Genomic DNA, 15968 nt, shown 5'->3' with positions numbered 1-15968 from the left:
ATAGGATAGGAGTCTATTAACTGATGAATTACTTGAAATCCGGAATGATAACGACCGGTATTGCCGCAATATTAATTTGCAGTGGTGCAATCACGGAGGCGATTCGAACCGATCGATCTGAAGCATCCACCGAGTCTTCACGCTGGGAGAACCAGCCTCAAGAACTTCAGGAGAAGTTAACAAAATCATGGAGCAGAGGAATAGACGCAATACGTAACACTTTGAATGGGAATAGTGAGAAGGAGAATATAACTGAGTGGAAACTGTTTTACAGCTTGGAGGATTCATTAAACACCATTCCCCATCAAGAGCACTCTTCCTTCATCACTGCCTTTTATAGTAACGAACGAAGAACCATGCTGGAAACCGGGGATATCATGCCTGCCTTGCTTTTACATCCTGATCATACAAAGGCAATACTTTATTGGGAAAAGCATGATGGAAACTATGCCATTATTACATTAGAATCGCAAATCAATGCAAACAACAAACCTGAATGGGATGTAAGTCATTCTTGGATAACCAAACAGCCCTCATCCACTTAAAGTGGGTCAGGGCATTGATCTTATATCCATTCGTAATCCCTTATAAAGAGTTCTGCATATACTTTAATCCGGTTCCGTTTCTCCATCCTCTTCTGCTGATAAAGATAGATTGGCATTTAAACCCTTCACATAAATCATCGTGGTATCCGGATTGATATGTCCCATCATTTCTGCCAATTGATGTAGTGGTGTATGCTCGGCCATAGCGTATCCGAACCGATGACGCAGATCATGGGAACTTAGCCCTTCCAGACCGGCTGTAGTCATCACCTTTTTGATCAAATGGCGCAGCGCCCTCTCTGTTAAGCGATTACTGGTTTTCTCGGAAGGAAACAGGTAAGGACTATCCGTTGCGAGGCCAGTCATGTATATCTTCAACAAAGCAATACATGTCATGTTCAGCGGAATTTTCCGTTGACCGTTTCGTTTATCGGCCCGCACGGTAAGTTGCCCGCTTCGTTTGCCCAATTCAATATCATCGGGAGCGAGATTGCATATCTCCATCGTTCGCATACCGGTATGATACATGAGCGTAAGGATGGTCTGATCCCGAAGCGAGTTGCCGTCCTCGACCGCAGATATGAATGATCGTTCTTCCTCGGTTGTCATTCGGCGGGGGCTAACCTTGTCTTCCTGAATGAATTTCAAAGGTTTGGAAGGATCACTGTTGATCCTGGATTCCGATGCAGTCCACTTGAAAAAACGCTTCAATGTAATCAGTCTGCGATTAATGGTAGACGGCTTCAATTGCATTACCTTTTGTGAATCTTCCCGGTAACGGACCAAAGTCGATGTATGCACTTCTTCGATATGAAATGAAATCTCTTCACCCCGAGAATCATTCCCTTTATACCATTCGGTAAAATGCTTCAAATCACTCGCATATTCCTTCAAGGTTTTGGGAGTCAATTCTCCCTGGATCGTAAGCATATGTATGAATTCCTGAACAACCATTTCCCCTTGTACCGAAGTACCAGATACCTTATCCATTAGAAAAAACCTCCAAATCTTGACTTATATTAGCGGACATGGTATTATCATATTAATCGATACATTAGCGGACATCAAGTCTGTGGGTTGAATATACCTGATTAGCGTTGATTTCTAAAATTAGCCTTTTCAAAATGGTCGTTTAAAAACTTATTTTTTGGAGGAACTACATGCAAACAGGTACAGTGAAATGGTTTAACGCGGACAAAGGATTTGGCTTTATCGAAACTGAAGAAGGAACAGACGTATTCGTTCATTTCAGTGCAATTCAAGGCGACGGTTTCAAAACATTGGATGAAGGACAACGCGTCCAATTCGAAGTAACTCAAGGTAACCGTGGTCCACAGGCTGAGAACGTTACTAAAGTTTAATTATATTAAAGCTGCCTTGTACAAGGCAGCTTTTTGTTTTATTTCATCCAATAACGAAAAGCGAGGTATGACAAATGGATAAAGAACAATTGATCACAGAAGTAGCCAAAAACGGCGGATTCTCCAAAAAGAACGCTGAAAAGGCCGTAACGGTTGTACTGGATTCGATTTTGGAAGCATTAAAAGAAGGCAAAGAGGTTCAACTGGTTGGATTCGGCAAATTCGAAGTGCGTAATCGTGAAGCACGTATGGGTAAAAGCCGTCGAACTGGTAAGGAAATTCAACTTCCAGCAGGTAAAGTTCCCGTATTCACTGCAGGATTAACCATGAAAGAAGCTTTAAACTAAACAGCAACAACAAGATTGGAAAAGAGGTTTTTATTCAAACACACAACGAACATTTTGATGTAAATGTCGTGTTTTCTACGGTTGATGATATCATTAACTTTTATTCCGGCAAGCAGACAAACCAGAATAACGCGGAAGATCACACCCATTCAACACCCCCATCAACAGAGTCTGCACAGACGCCACAACCACCCACTCGCTAAAACGAACCTTTCATCTTGGACAATAAGAAGCCCTGTTCCGCTCAAAACGGTCCAGGGCTTGATTTGTGTCAATCGAGCACCCAGGGAGAATGAATTTTGGGTACGTCATTAATTAATTGTTTGGTATAAGGATGCTCCGCATGGTGTATAACTTCCTCTGCTCTCCCTGCCTCCACCATTCGTCCATGCTCCATAATACAGATCGTGTCGCTCACATAATAAGCCAGACCCACGTCGTGCGTAATAAACACAATGGTCATGCGGTTCTCGTCGCGCAGCTTCAGCAGCATATCCAGAATCGTTGAACGCGAGCACGCGTCCACCATGGACGTCGGTTCATCGGCGATCAACACCTTAGGATGCAGCATGAAAATGCGGGCAATCATGAGCCGTTGCATCTGTCCACCGGACAGTTCAAACGGATATTTGTTGTATAACTCTTCGAACTTCAGGTTGACGAAGGAACAGGCTTCCTTCATTTTGGCATATTCCTCGTCCTTGTTCAGCTTCAATCCTTGAAGTTTGATACAGTCCACCAGCAGCTTTTCCACCCGGTGAAATACGTTGAACGAAGAGAACGGGTCCTGGAAAATGGCCTGGATATCCTTCCAATAGGCTTTACGCTCACGGTACCGCTTCAGTTGTCTGGGCTTGCCATCGTACTCGATCGCTCCACCCGTTTCCTTGAGCAAACCCATGATCATTTTCGCGAGTGTCGTCTTGCCACTGCCGCTCTCTCCGACAATGGAGATAATCTCCCCTTCATGAAAATCAAAGCTCACATCGTCCACCGCTGCCTTTTTGCGATTGCCTGTACCGTACACCTTGGTCAGATGGCGGCCGCTGATCAGCACCTTGCCTATCGCCATACTACCTCACTCCTTTCGGGGAGCCTTGATCCGAGCCCATTACGCCCAGAGAGAATCATTTCATTGGTCTGCAGTATCATCTGTGGCAGTTCGAACATCCTTGATTTCATCTTTATTTAAGCCGTTTCCCTTCTGGTTTTGTTCCTTCTCCTGAGATGCTTCGTTTATGCTCTCCTGCTCTAAGTGACCGTCCCGCTCCTTCTCCTGCTCCCTGATCTGCTCCAGCATCTCCGGTGTCAGAAGACAGCGATATATGCGCCCATCGACATGAATGTTCTCGATTTTGCCCTGGCGGCACTCGTCGGTCACCAGTGTACAGCGCTCTGCAAAGCGGCAGCCTTCCGGCACATTCTTCAGATTTGGTGGTGCACCAGGAATCGCAGCCAGTTTGTGCTCCTTCATGCCCTCTTCCGGTACAATGATGGAACCCATCAGCTTGCGAGTGTACGGATGCAGCGGATTGAAAATCATCTGCTCTGCCGTGCCTCGTTCCACAATCTCCCCGGCATACATCACCATAATTTCATCCGTGACATGGTACAGCAGCGGCAGCTCATGTGTGATGAACACCAGTGATTTGATTACCTTGCGTTTCAACAAATCCTTCAACAGACGAATGACTGCCTTCTGGGAGGTTACATCCAGTGCCGAAGTAGGTTCATCCGCAATAAGCACGTTGGGATTCAGAATCGTTGAGATAGCGATAACCGTTCGCTGCTTCATGCCGCCGGATAATTCATTTGGATACATATCCAGCACATCCGGCGACAGATTCAGTGATTGGAAGCGCTCCGTAGCCATCTTCCGTACATCCGACCGTTTCATCTCCGGACGATGCTCCTTCATGATATCTTCAATAAACCTGATAATACGCAGCGTTGGGTTCAGTGCATTCATGGCGGCCTGCGGAATATAAGCAATTTCTTTGCCCAGAATGCGCGAACGAAGCTGCTCTTTGTTCAGCTGCATAATATCGGTACCATTGATGCGGATCGAACCACTGCCATAATGAAGCGGCGGGAAATAAAAGCCCATCAGGCTGAGCGCCAGCGTCGATTTGCCACAGCCCGATTCACCTGCAATGCCCAGCGTCTGCCCCTCTTTCAGTCCGAACTCCACCCCGTCGACGGCAAAGACGTTCTCCTTGAGCCGGGTACGGTAATAGGTTTTCAGACCGCTGACCTGAAGTATAGGTTGGTTCATGGTCTTAGCTCCTTATTTTCGGATTGAAAATTTCGTCCATGCCCGTATTCATCAGATAAAGCGAGAAGGTAATGACGGCAATCGCCAGCGCTGCAGGGATGAAAGCCCACCACGCCCCTGCTACTGGCGCTTCAAACACGAGTGCCCAGTTCATCAGAATACCGAGCGAGATCGTATTGTACGGCCCCAGTCCCAGCATGGAGATGGATGCTTCGGACAGAATGCCCGATGCCGTCTGGAGCACAAAAGCCATCACCACATAAGACGCGATATACGGCAAAATCTCATGGATAATGATACGCGGCGTACTGTGTCCCGAAATTTTCGCAATATGAACATGATCCCGGCTGCGCAGAGAGGTCGTCTGGGCTCGCACAGCCCGGGCCGTCCAAGGCCAGCTGGTTATACCGATGATGATCGCCGTCACCAGGGAACTGCGTGAATCAATGCTGACGGAGATCAAGATCAGAATAATAAAAGAAGGAATAACAATGAAAATGTTGGTGATCGCCGTCAGAAAGTTATCCAGCATTCCCCCGATATATCCCGACACCAGGCCCATAACCAGACCGATAACGGTTGCAAACACACCTGCAATCAGCCCCACACGTACGGATGTCTGGATGCCATACATCAATTCAAGGAAGATGTCCCGTCCAAAATTATCCGATCCTAATAGCAAACCATCGCCAGGTGGCTGGAACGCCATCGCAATCATCTCGAGTGGATCACTGCGATTAATGAGTGGATAGATCGTAACCAAGAGCAGCATGCCGACAAAAGTCACCGCACCGATCATGAATTTGGGTGACTTCAGCAAAATAGAGATCGAATGCTTCATATCACTGTTCCTCCATTTGAGCGGCCTTGATGCGCGGGTCAATGAAACCGTAGATGACATCAATAGTGAAATTCGCAAGCAATACAGCAATGGCAATCAGCAGCGTACACCCCGAGATTAATGGGTAATCCAGTTGCCTTATGGCCGTGAACAACCATGTGCCGATGCCCGGATAACTGAAGACAATCTCACAGATGAGTGATCCGCCGACCATCGTACCGATGGAGAGCGCAAGTCCCGTAATTTGCGGCAGCATGGCGTTGCGGAACACATAACGCGCAATTCGGCCGTCGCGAATACCCAGCAGTTTGCTGTATAACACATAGTCTGAATTCAGCTCATAGATGGACATCTCCCGCATGCCAATGGCCTGACCACCAATGGTCACAAGCACGATGGAGAGGAACGGCAAGGTATGGTGGCGAACCACGGACATGATAAAGTCGAAGCTCAGCTGCGGCACCATCTGGAAGTCATATCCGCCTGATAAAGGGAACCATTTCAGTGATAACGCAAAGACATACAGCATAATAATAGCCAGAGTAAAAAAAGGAATGGAATTGATAAACAATGCTACCGGAAACAGCACTTTATCAAAAACACCCTTCCGGTACGCTGCAATCGCACCGAGCAAATTGCCAATGATCCAGCCGACCAGGATGGCCGGAAGTTGAAGCCCCACCGTCCAAGGGACGGCGGAGGCCAGAATGTCCGTCACAGGCTTCGGATACAGTCCAAAGGACGTGCCCAGATTGCCAGTGAACAGATTTTTCAAATAGATGCCGAATTGGGTCCATAGTGGCTGATCAATGCCGAATTCAACCGTAAATGTCTCATACACCCGCTTGATGGAATCCGAGTCGGTCATCCCTGACGTCATTTTGGAAGCGATCATGCTCACCGGGTTACCTTCAATCAGTCTTGGCAAAATAAAATTCAGTCCGATGGCGATGACCAGGGTCAGGCCGTACCAGAATACTTTTTTGGCGACATATCTGGAATAGGCATTCATAAGATTTAGCACCCCCGAGTTTAGCGGATAAGGGCCTTATGTCTGAAGTGACGGTTCACTTCATCGTGTCCTGATTCAATATGAGTTCCTTAATTGTGGATCTGATACAATGCCTTAATACCCGCACCGTCCATCGAGATTTGCGGCGGAATGTTGGTTCCATCTCCTTCGGACGGGAAACCTTTCCAGACCGATTCGTTTACGGTGTCAAAGACCCATGGTCTGTACATCAGCGGAATGGAAGGGATATCTTTCAGCCAGATCGTATTCAGTTCGGTATACAGTGACTTCAGCTTCGCCTCGTCAGACACAGATGGAATCTCTTCAATAATGGCGTCTGCGCGGTCATTCTGGTAACGTCCCCAGTTCCAGAATGCCATCTCACCCATTGGGGCAACCCCTTTGGAGTACATGATCGTCATCGCACGGTTCCATGGTTGGCTTGGGCTGACTCCTCCTGCAGGTGTGTTCATGATGATATCGAATTTGCCGGTTTGCAGATCATTGGTCCATACCGGGGATTCCGGGAATTTGGTGCGAATTTCAATCCCTATGGCCTTGGCGCTCTGCGCTACGATCTCCAGGGCAGCGTTCCAGTCAGACCAGCCGTAAGGACATTCAACCTCGAAAGGTCCAAGGCGAGTGCCGTTAAGGACACGGATGCCGTCTTTGCCTTTGGTTGCTCCAATCTTGTCGAGCAGGGCGTTGGCTCCTTCAATATCCATCGTCCACTGCAATGACTTGATGGCATCTTGGTCAATATATTTGGACTCGGCGTCCGAGTTCAAGGTCAGGGAAGGCTGCATTGGTGCGGAATAACCGCTCATGGCCAGCTCCGAGATTTTTTCATAGTTGATACTCATGGCTATTGCACGGCGAACGTCAGCATTATCGAGTCCGGCTTTGGACAGATTGAAGAAAATACTTGGCATGGAACCGGGCAGATAATACGGCGCATCCTTCAGATACGTTTTGACAGCAGCCCCTCCTTCCCACATCTTCCACACTTGAGGGATAAACTGCTGGGAGACGTCCACTTGCCCACTCTTGAACGCCAGATCTCCTGCGGCATTATCCTTGTAGATTACATGGGTGATGTACTTCGGTGCAGGCAGCTTGCCGAACAATTTCTGTCCCCAGTAGTTGTCGTCACGTACAATCGTAATTTTCTGGTCGTTGTAAAAGTGAAGCTTATAGGCTCCGGTTCCCACCGGATTATCATTAACCTCTTTGCGAATCGCGGTCAGATCATTATTGTTCTTCTTCTCGATCTCTTCCCAGATATGCTTCGGCAGCATCGGGATCAGTTCAATGCTGTCCAGTACAGTCAGCTTGTTGGGGTTATCAGGATTCAGTTTAATTTCCACGGCCTGCGCTCCATCCGCTTTCACTTCACTGATGTAGGTCCAGAAGCTGCTCCAGTTGATATCGTATTTTTTGCCCAATTCATAGGTGTACACAACATCATCTGCTGTAAAAGCCGTTCCATCGCTCCACTTCGCATCCGCATTCAACTCAATGCGCAGCGTGGTTTCATCCGTCCATTCATACGAATTGCCCAAGAGAGGTTCAAGGCCACCGTCCAGCTGGTTCACCATAAACAGTGTCTCGTACACCAGTTCCCTGGAGTTGCCGTAATTCACTGGGAATGCGGGATTTCCGCTCAACAGATTGAAGTTGGTTGGTGGCCCCCATTGCAATCCATTGATATACAATGTCTCATTACGTGGAGTCTCCTTGTTGGTCTGTGGTGCAGGTTCGTTCTGGGTTGTCGTGGTCGGTGTATCCACCGTCCCTTGTGGTTCGCTTACTGATGGTGGCTGAACACTTTGGCATCCGGCAAACAATGTGACCGACATGAACAGAGCGACGAGCGGTGTGGCAGCTCTTTTAAATCGCATTCTGAACCCCTCCGTGAATTCATATTGATGTTATTGGAAGCGCTTACTTAAAGTTATTCTATGACTTATCTCACACCAAACATTCCATCTCTTTTCTCAATTTTGAGACATTGTTTATAGGGACATACCAAACATGTGATTATGGAAATATAAAATCCAAAATGAAAAAGCCGGCTCCGTAAGGAACCAGCGATAGCCTCGTTTTTTGCACATCAATTCACGTACACCAACCTACCTGCTCTTCAGAAGCTCACGTAATGTCTGCCGATCGTATGTAGAGACCAGTCGTTCCAAATGAGTGTCCAACCACGCCTCATCTTGATCCCACCATTTCAGTTCCAGCAATAAAGCAATGATCTCTTCGTCGAAGCGCTTTTTGATTGGCTTGGCCGGGTTGCCACCCACAATGGTGTAAGGCTCGATGTCCTTGGTGACTGTCGCATTGGAAGCGACGATGGCACCGTCTCCAATCGTGACACCCGGCATGATGGTTACATTTTGTCCAATCCAGACGTCATTGCCCAATACTGTGTCTCCCTTAAAAGGCAGCTGATCCAGCGTAGGGGTCACTCTCTCCCAACCACCACCAAAAATATTGAAGGGATAAGTCGTCATGCCCTCCATCCGATGATTGGCACCATTCATAATGAATGTCACACCTTCGGCAATTGCACAGAATTTACCGATCACCAGACGATCGCCCAGGAAATCATAATGATGCTGAATGCGGTCATAAAATTGCTCGGGTGGACGACTGTTGTCACTATAATACGTATAATCACCGATCAACACATTAGAGCGCGGCGGCAAATTCTGAATGTAACAAACGGTACGAATATTATCATTAGGGAAGAGTTTCGTTTTATCGGGAGCCATATGTGTTCCCTCCTTTTCCTCATTGTACCAAAAAGGGATTCGATCTGACCATCGAATCCCTTTTCTCATTCTCAATAGAACAACGTTACTCTACCGGAGAAATTTCTTATTTAGATGTAAGTGTTACTTGTGCAGCCGTTTGATCCCAATCTACGGTCAGTCCCAGTCCTTCAGAGATGAAGCGTACCGGCACAAGGGTGCGACTGTTTTTGATAATCGCTGGTGCATCAATTTCGAGCGTTTCACCATTCACCGTTGCCGTGCTGCTTCCGATCTGGAGCACAAGCGTCTGCTCATTCAGAACAGCTGTTACAGTTTTCGCTGTTTTGTCCCACGTTACTTCTGCACCCAAAGCTTCAAGGATGGCGTTCACGGGTACCATAACCCGGCCACTTTGTTCTAGCGGATCCTGATCCGGGAACGTAATCGCTTTGCCATCAAGGGATACAGTAATTGCTTTGTCTGTTGTTCCTGTTCCGTTATCCGTTCCTGTATCGTCTGAAGTCTCTGGCAGAGGTGTTACTTCGCGTCCAAGCTGCTCTTGCAGATTGGCAAGTCGGTTCAGGGCAAACGTCGTCAGCGATCCAGCTGCCATGGAGCCCATGCCTCCACCTCCGCCAAAGTTACCGCCCGGACGTGTCTGAGTATTGCCTGTGCTGTCTGTTGTTCCTGTTCCCGTTGTGCCATCCGGCGGTGTTGTACCATCGGGAGGTGTCATGCCTTCAAAACCTTCCGGAGGCGTCATACCTTCCATGCCCTCTGGTGGTGTCATGCCTTCGAATCCTTCTGGTGGTGTACCACCCATGCCACCCATGCCACCTGTTGCATCAGCGTTGGCAGAGTATGCAATGTTGGATTCAAACTGCTCAGTTGTGTAGAATTTCGTTGGATCTGCTTCTACATATGGACGAATGATATCAGCCAGACCTGTGATACGGTCCTGAATGCCTTCCATATAATCCGTCAACTCATTGACGTAGCTCAAGTATTTTTCCTTATACTCAGGCACGGCCAGCAGGTTGTTGATCATCGGTACATTTTCCATGCTAATGCCCAGTACTGGCTCGTCCACAGATACATTCGTTGCGTTGGTGTTGGTCGTCGTTGATCCTGCTGTTCCACGTCCGCCTCCACCGGAGTATCCATTAAAGGACATGTTAAAGTCCCAAGGTACAACGGTGAATTTGCCATCTGCGTCGCCGTAGAGCATGTAGTTATGCCCTTTGTCGCCGCTATAGCTGTCATAGTTACCAAAGACCATGTTGCCCGCGATATATTTCAGTGCCGAATCCACGTCCAGCACACTCTCGATATCGCCTTTTTCACCCTCAGGCATGTCATTCAGCGTTTTGATGAAGTTTTTGAGTTTGGTTTTATTCTCGTCCGTACCCAAATCTTCTGTGATGGTGCTGTAGTCACTGCCTTCTGAATATTGCAGGTAACTCTTCTCATCCGTATCGTAGAGGACACCGTCCTCATAATCTTCACCATAATTGCGTTCCAGGTAGCTGTCATCTACTGCTTCGACCCCGGTATAGAAACCAACCAGTTCGCCGTTGATATACAGGTTAACGTAGTTCGTCATCGGTACATCCATTCCAATGCTGCGCAGCGCTTCATAATGAAGAACTTCACGCATGTACGATGGATCGGCGTAGTTGTTGTTCAGGACCATTTTATCCAGACCCAGAAGGGTTTGTGTTTTGTCGTATTTATCGAACTTCAGTCTGAAGCTGTAACGGTCCGAATCTTGCATCGAGGCTACGGATTTCAAAGTCAGATTACCCTTGGTGGAGAAACCAACGTTATCCAGCTTGTTACCGTCCACTTCCACACTTACCTTCTTATAATCCTTATCCAGCGGGCTTTCGAGCATGCTCTTCCAGTCTGCATCATCAATCGTAACATTCACATCAATGACGTTGTCCGTTTGGAACAACGATTCATAGGCTTGCGTGACGCCTGTGCTGGTGGTTGTATCCTCTGCGGCAAACGCAGCGTTCGGGCTTCCTACCAAAACAAAAGAAGATGATGTTACCATCGTCACGGACAAGGCCGTTACTGCAACTTTACGTAGTAAACTATTCAAATGATGAATCCTCCTTCTTGGTTTCTGTTAAGCAACTTAGGCTTATGAAACCATGGTAGAGGACAAACCTTTAATGAATCTTAAATCAATGATTCACAACAAAAAGTAGCCCATCAGGCTACATAAGTTGAACTATAAATGTTACACCTTATCACTCCGATTGCAGTACCATTTTCCGATCGCTCTTATCCCCAGATTTTCATCATTCCCTTTGTCCAAGGGAAAAATTTGGTGATAAAGGCGCACGCTACGCTTCTTCATATTGGTTCTGCACTCTCCGTTTAAGTGTAAAATTGAGCTTTAACTTATATAGTCGCCTGCTAGGCTACTTGTTCTGATCCTTTACTGCTCGGTAACGGTAACACCTGCTGCTTTGTAGTAGTCCTCATTCACGTTGTTTAGAATGTTGGCCTTTAGTAGAATGCCTACTCCGGCAAAGAGTCCGATTCCATTCGCGTTACCTTCGATTCGGTTATTTTCAATCAACACATTCTCGGGATTCCCTTCGCCAATATTGCCAGCCCCAGCATCGCCTTTGTCGCGTTCAAGCCGAACGCCCCAGTAACCGCTAGCGGTATTGTTACGGATCACATTGCCGCGTATTACTGTGCCCGGTCCGTTCAGCACTTTGATTCCTGCTGCATCGGCAATCGTGGTTGTATTCTCGATGAGATTATTCTCGATTAATGTATCCGGGGTGCCCATGGTTACCGAAATGCCGATTTGGCTGTTCGTGATCGTGTTGTCATGAATGTAGTTTCCTTTACCCGACTTGCTGTGGTTGCTGGGTGCTGAACCCCCTGTATTGCCAAGTCCGATCCCTGCGCCTGTCAGTACATCCGTAATGACATTGCCGGAGATTTCATTCAAATACTCCAGTTCACCATGAAGATCAATAGCATCCAGCTTTGTTCCGTTAAATGTATTGCCACGCAGCACATTGTTATGGGCGACAAACTGGATCAACGCTCCATGTCTGAGATAAGGTCCCTCAAACGTACTATCCTCCACCACATTCCATATCGTATCATTGTCAAAGCCAAGCCGATCGGTCTTGGCCGTTCCCTGAATGGAAATTCCGTAGCCTGAACCCCCAGGGCCCAGATCTGTTGCATTACGGAATGTTGCATGCTTCACAACGACATCTCGGCTGTGTTCGATGCGGATAGCCATTCGTTTGAATTTCTCCACAATTACGCTGTCGATCGTAATGTCATACGATGGTGCCTCACCATAGTTGGCGATGTGGATCATGCTATCTGGCCCCCCTGCGGAGGGATTGTTGGATTTGTGATCGGTCGTGTAGCTGCCAGACCAGGATGATGTTATGGTCATGTTGGATACAAGAATGCTGTGCTGAGCCGATGCTTTCAGGACGGCGCTGCCCATCACCTGATCAAGGGATGTCTTGAGCACGGTTCCTCCACTGCTCTCTCCTCTCAGGTTCACCCCGGATTTGAGCATCAGGTTAGTGGTTCCATCCGGCCCGGACAACAAATTGTACACTCCATTAGGCAAAAACACTTCATCACCAACGTTAGCCTCATCAATGGCGGCCTGTATTGCAGGTCGATCATCACTCGTATTATCAGCCAGATCTGCTCCGTAATTCCGTACATCAATCGTACGTCCAGTTACAGCATGAGGAGAATGGATAGTATGCGGTGTTCCATCTGTCTCCGTCAGACCTGGGGCGATAAAAGGCACCGTTCCCTCCGGTGGTTGAGGCTCAATGTATGGAATCAGGGCAACAGGCGTTCCTCCCCCTGCATAAGGGGCATACAGATGTACATCGGTCAGACTTGTATAAATACTGGAATCAGAATTGCCATGCCCGGTGATCCGTACATAACGTGCAGAAGTGTCCGGGATATCAAATGCCTGCATTTCTGTTGTATCCCCACTGCTTTCGCCATTGAATACCTGGGTCCAATGATTTCCGTCAACAGACGTTTCTACCTCAAAGAAGGTCTTCCTGACATCCCCTTTGTAAAAACCAATCCCAACATAGCCCACTTGCTGAGCCTGACCCAGATCAAACGTGATCCATTGCCCCTCTCCGGCAACAGACCAGCGTGTATAACTGTTATTGTCGATGGTATTGGTCGCCAGGTTGCCGTCGCTACCGCTTGCCGAGACGGAAGCAACAGGCAAGGACGATACCGGAACGGCAAGGGTGATCATATCAGTTGATAAAGCACTGCTGACGTTGCCGGCTTCATCAATCGCCCTCACTTGAAACGTGTACGATGTTCCGGCTGCAAGTCCGCTGTCATGAAATGACTGCTTACCTTGTTCTGCCAGCATAACTCCATCCCGATAAATCCGGTAGGCAGATACAGCCGTATCATCGCTGGCCGCTGGCCATCTCAGTTCCGCAAAATCCGTTCCCCAGTTGCGAATCTCAAGTATAGCTCCCTGTTCCCATTCTGGTGACTGCGTGTCACTGCCTTCTTCGATTAAAGCAATGACCGATAACTGTGGACGCGGATTGCTCGTTCCGTTGGCTTCCTTGGTGTATACGTTCACGGAAACACCTGTTGATCCCGCATCTGCGAGCAAAAATGCAACCTGCCCCGCATCTGGACGACTCTTCACATAATCGGTTACATCAACTTCATAGACGGCCGGGCTTCCATTACGATCTGCCGTGACCTGGAATTTGCCAAGCAGCGAACTTTCGCTGAGACTTTGGACCGGAGCATTCGACCAGGTTAACGATGATTCGCTCCAGTCTGTTTCATTCATACTGTAAAGAGACAACTCTGTATCGATATTCGATGTGCCTTTTTTGGCGGCAATCCGCAGTCGATACTGATCTCCTTCCGGCTCATTTCCGGACATATCAAATTTGAAGTACACATATTTCTTGGTCGACGAAGTGGAGGAGATGCTTAGTAATCCGGTGCTGGAGCCCGTGGCCTGATTGAAATTCAGATCAGGCTTGCTGCTGTCAATCGCCGCATCGTCGCTCGGCAGCTTACTGGCGATGACCTTCTCAATCAACGGTTTTTCTTCTTCCTCTTCTTCGGCTCCAGGCGAAGTGTGTTCGGGATTGCTTTTGAAAATAATGGACTCCGTAACGATCCGGTTCTTCACATGTTCATCAAGGAAGGCCCATGCCTCCGCATTAGCAACCTCGGAAGCTGTCCCTGTAAATCCATGCCCCTGACCGGGTACGACTTTCATATCCACAATCGGGACACCCGCAGATTGAAGCTGTCCCGCGAAAGTAACACTGTCGGTATAGGGAATGGTGGCATCAGCATCACCGTGCCGAATCCAAAACGGTGGATCATCCGGTGAAGCATACGTGCCCGGCATGGCAAGTCTGGCCTGCTCCGGAACATCGAACGCACGATGCCCGCCAAGCAGAGCCGTGACCGAGCTATAGTTATTGGCAAATGTCGTCGTAAAGTCAGCTGGTCCGTACCAGTCGGCAACGGCCTGCACTTTGTCGGAATACTCAGGCCATCCGCCAGAACCTTCAAGATCAGGTACACCTACCGTCACCCCTGTATCGAGCACTACGGTGTCACCAGCGACCATGTCTCCTGTTGTGCCGAGTAATGCAGCCAGATGGCCGCCCGCTGATGATCCCCAGACGCCGATACGACTCGGGTCCAGATTGTACTGGGCTGCATAGGCCCGCAAATATCGGATAGCGAGCTTTACATCCTGAATCTGGGCAGGGAAAGGCGCCTCAGGCGTCAGCCGGTAGTCCAGAGATACACCGATATAACCTCGTTTGAGTACATAATTGCATATGGAGTTCAATGCCTGCTTCCGGTCCCCGTGATTCCATCCACCTCCATGGATATAGACCATGACCGGCATCGGTTCAGCTGCCGCTGTCTCGGGAACAGCAATGGATGAATAGATTGCTCGCCCACCAGCCGTGCCAATCTCCACATCCTCGTATAAAGTCACTCCTTGTGGTGGCGTAAATTCAGTATTCTCCTCCCCAGGCGGCACTGGGGATGGGGCAGGCGTTATACCGGGAATAGCCTGACCGTAAATGGCAACATTGTCGATATACATGTTGGCCTGCATGACATCTCCTGTCCGAAATCGAATTTTCACTGTGCTGTTATTGTTCGCTTCCGAACCCAGCGTCCAGCTTTTTAGCGTATTTCCTTCCTTGTTCTTCACGTCAGGAGTGCCTGGGGGAAGTTCAAATGTCTCCAGCGTTGCCCAGGAAATGCCTCCGTCCTTCGACCATTCGATAATAATGCTTCCAATGATATAGGATGAGGCGCGTGTGTAGTAGCTCAACCGGATATTTCCGTATCCAGTCAGATCAAGTGGCAGCGCAAGTGCATCTGTTCCGTCAATCTTGATCATGTTGGGCAGCGAGGGGGCGGTTGTGGAAGACGATGTTTTGGCCTTACTTCCACCTCCTCCTTCCTGCAACCAGGGAGCTCTCAATGCAATTCCGCCTGTAGAGCCAAAATTGTCCGGATCATCAAAGTTTTCCGCGTAAATCTCCAGCTCTGGTCCCTCCGGATCTGGGATATTTTCTTCCTGCGTAGTATTTAAAATAGAATGAGGGACAGCGTCTTCCATCGCCCGGACTTCATGCACGGGAACGGTAATACCGCTAATGAGTATGACAGACATGGCAACAAGTACAACCCGCTTCTTCCACGTTTTGAACACGTCATTCACTTGTATCCCCTCCGTATTAAGCTGACTTGCCACTCCGATGACAGAACAACCTT

The 15968-nt window shown here is 48.3% G+C and carries 12 protein-coding genes; 3 read left to right on the top strand and 9 right to left on the bottom strand.

Translation table 11 applies throughout. The features are described 5' to 3' along the window. The first annotated feature begins 23 nt into the window (after positions 1 to 23). The gene (locus G3352_RS09805; RefSeq protein WP_163756070.1) at positions 24 to 545 is read left to right on the top strand and encodes a hypothetical protein; all 522 of its coding nucleotides are present in this window, start codon (positions 24 to 26) and stop codon (positions 543 to 545) included. 63 nt (positions 546 to 608) lie between these two features. On the opposite strand, the gene G3352_RS09800 is transcribed toward G3352_RS09805, so the two are convergent. Next, positions 609 to 1535 carry a tyrosine-type recombinase/integrase gene (locus G3352_RS09800; RefSeq protein ID WP_163756068.1) on the bottom strand — a complete coding sequence of 309 codons (927 nt, stop codon included), beginning with the start codon at positions 1533 to 1535 and terminating at the stop codon, positions 609 to 611. Positions 1536 to 1705: 170 nt separating this feature from the next. On the opposite strand from G3352_RS09800, the gene G3352_RS09795 reads away from it, so the two are divergent. Further along, complete coding sequence (locus tag G3352_RS09795; protein ID WP_062320808.1) at positions 1706 to 1906, top strand: cold-shock protein; 201 nt, start codon at positions 1706 to 1708, stop codon at positions 1904 to 1906. Positions 1907 to 1980: 74 nt separating this feature from the next. Then, complete coding sequence (locus tag G3352_RS09790; RefSeq protein ID WP_053783990.1) at positions 1981 to 2253, top strand: HU family DNA-binding protein; 273 nt, start codon at positions 1981 to 1983, stop codon at positions 2251 to 2253. Between the two features lie 271 nt (positions 2254 to 2524). On the opposite strand, the gene G3352_RS09785 is transcribed toward G3352_RS09790, so the two are convergent. The 8 genes from G3352_RS09785 to G3352_RS09750 form a co-directional block, all read right to left on the bottom strand. Continuing rightward, complete coding sequence (locus G3352_RS09785; protein ID WP_163756066.1) at positions 2525 to 3325, bottom strand: ABC transporter ATP-binding protein; 801 nt, start codon at positions 3323 to 3325, stop codon at positions 2525 to 2527. 60 nt (positions 3326 to 3385) lie between these two features. Next, positions 3386 to 4528 (bottom strand): ABC transporter ATP-binding protein, encoded by a 1143-nt coding sequence (locus tag G3352_RS09780; protein WP_163756063.1) that lies wholly within the window; start codon positions 4526 to 4528, stop codon positions 3386 to 3388. Between the two features lie 4 nt (positions 4529 to 4532). Further along, a complete protein-coding gene (locus tag G3352_RS09775) occupies positions 4533 to 5369 on the bottom strand; it encodes an ABC transporter permease (protein WP_063567844.1) in 837 nt (278 codons plus the stop codon). Position 5370: 1 nt separating this feature from the next. After that, positions 5371 to 6381 (bottom strand): ABC transporter permease, encoded by a 1011-nt coding sequence (locus G3352_RS09770; RefSeq protein WP_063567843.1) that lies wholly within the window; start codon positions 6379 to 6381, stop codon positions 5371 to 5373. Positions 6382 to 6470: 89 nt separating this feature from the next. Beyond that, positions 6471 to 8282 (bottom strand): ABC transporter substrate-binding protein, encoded by a 1812-nt coding sequence (locus G3352_RS09765; RefSeq protein ID WP_163756061.1) that lies wholly within the window; start codon positions 8280 to 8282, stop codon positions 6471 to 6473. Between the two features lie 231 nt (positions 8283 to 8513). Further along, complete coding sequence (locus G3352_RS09760; RefSeq protein WP_163756059.1) at positions 8514 to 9158, bottom strand: Vat family streptogramin A O-acetyltransferase; 645 nt, start codon at positions 9156 to 9158, stop codon at positions 8514 to 8516. Positions 9159 to 9264: 106 nt separating this feature from the next. Further along, the gene (locus G3352_RS09755) at positions 9265 to 11247 is read right to left on the bottom strand and encodes a CotH kinase family protein (protein ID WP_163756057.1); all 1983 of its coding nucleotides are present in this window, start codon (positions 11245 to 11247) and stop codon (positions 9265 to 9267) included. A 342-nt stretch (positions 11248 to 11589) separates the two neighbouring features. Further along, positions 11590 to 15915, bottom strand: coding sequence for an alpha/beta hydrolase fold domain-containing protein (locus tag G3352_RS09750; protein ID WP_163756056.1), 4326 nt, complete (start codon positions 15913 to 15915; stop codon positions 11590 to 11592). Positions 15916 to 15968 lie beyond the last annotated feature (53 nt).

This window comes from Paenibacillus sp. ALJ109b (assembly GCF_010747435.1).
Classification (GTDB): domain Bacteria; phylum Bacillota; class Bacilli; order Paenibacillales; family Paenibacillaceae; genus Paenibacillus; species Paenibacillus taichungensis.
Note: the sequence above shows the minus strand (reverse complement) of the source record. Positions and strands in the feature narration are given on the sequence as shown.

What these genes read in the sequence shown, in the direction of transcription:
- G3352_RS09770 (WP_063567843.1), bottom strand. Translation starts at nt 6,381, where the DNA reads ATGAATGCCTATTCCAGATATGTCGCCAAAAAAGTATTCTGGTACGGC.
- G3352_RS09790 (WP_053783990.1), top strand. Translation starts at nt 1,981, where the DNA reads ATGGATAAAGAACAATTGATCACAGAAGTAGCCAAAAACGGCGGATTC.
- G3352_RS09765 (WP_163756061.1), bottom strand. Translation starts at nt 8,282, where the DNA reads ATGCGATTTAAAAGAGCTGCCACACCGCTCGTCGCTCTGTTCATGTCG.
- G3352_RS09760 (WP_163756059.1), bottom strand. Translation starts at nt 9,158, where the DNA reads ATGGCTCCCGATAAAACGAAACTCTTCCCTAATGATAATATTCGTACC.
- G3352_RS09795 (WP_062320808.1), top strand. Translation starts at nt 1,706, where the DNA reads ATGCAAACAGGTACAGTGAAATGGTTTAACGCGGACAAAGGATTTGGC.
- G3352_RS09780 (WP_163756063.1), bottom strand. Translation starts at nt 4,528, where the DNA reads ATGAACCAACCTATACTTCAGGTCAGCGGTCTGAAAACCTATTACCGT.
- G3352_RS09775 (WP_063567844.1), bottom strand. Translation starts at nt 5,369, where the DNA reads ATGAAGCATTCGATCTCTATTTTGCTGAAGTCACCCAAATTCATGATC.
- G3352_RS09800 (WP_163756068.1), bottom strand. Translation starts at nt 1,535, where the DNA reads ATGGATAAGGTATCTGGTACTTCGGTACAAGGGGAAATGGTTGTTCAG.
- G3352_RS09805 (WP_163756070.1), top strand. Translation starts at nt 24, where the DNA reads ATGAATTACTTGAAATCCGGAATGATAACGACCGGTATTGCCGCAATA.
- G3352_RS09785 (WP_163756066.1), bottom strand. Translation starts at nt 3,325, where the DNA reads ATGGCGATAGGCAAGGTGCTGATCAGCGGCCGCCATCTGACCAAGGTG.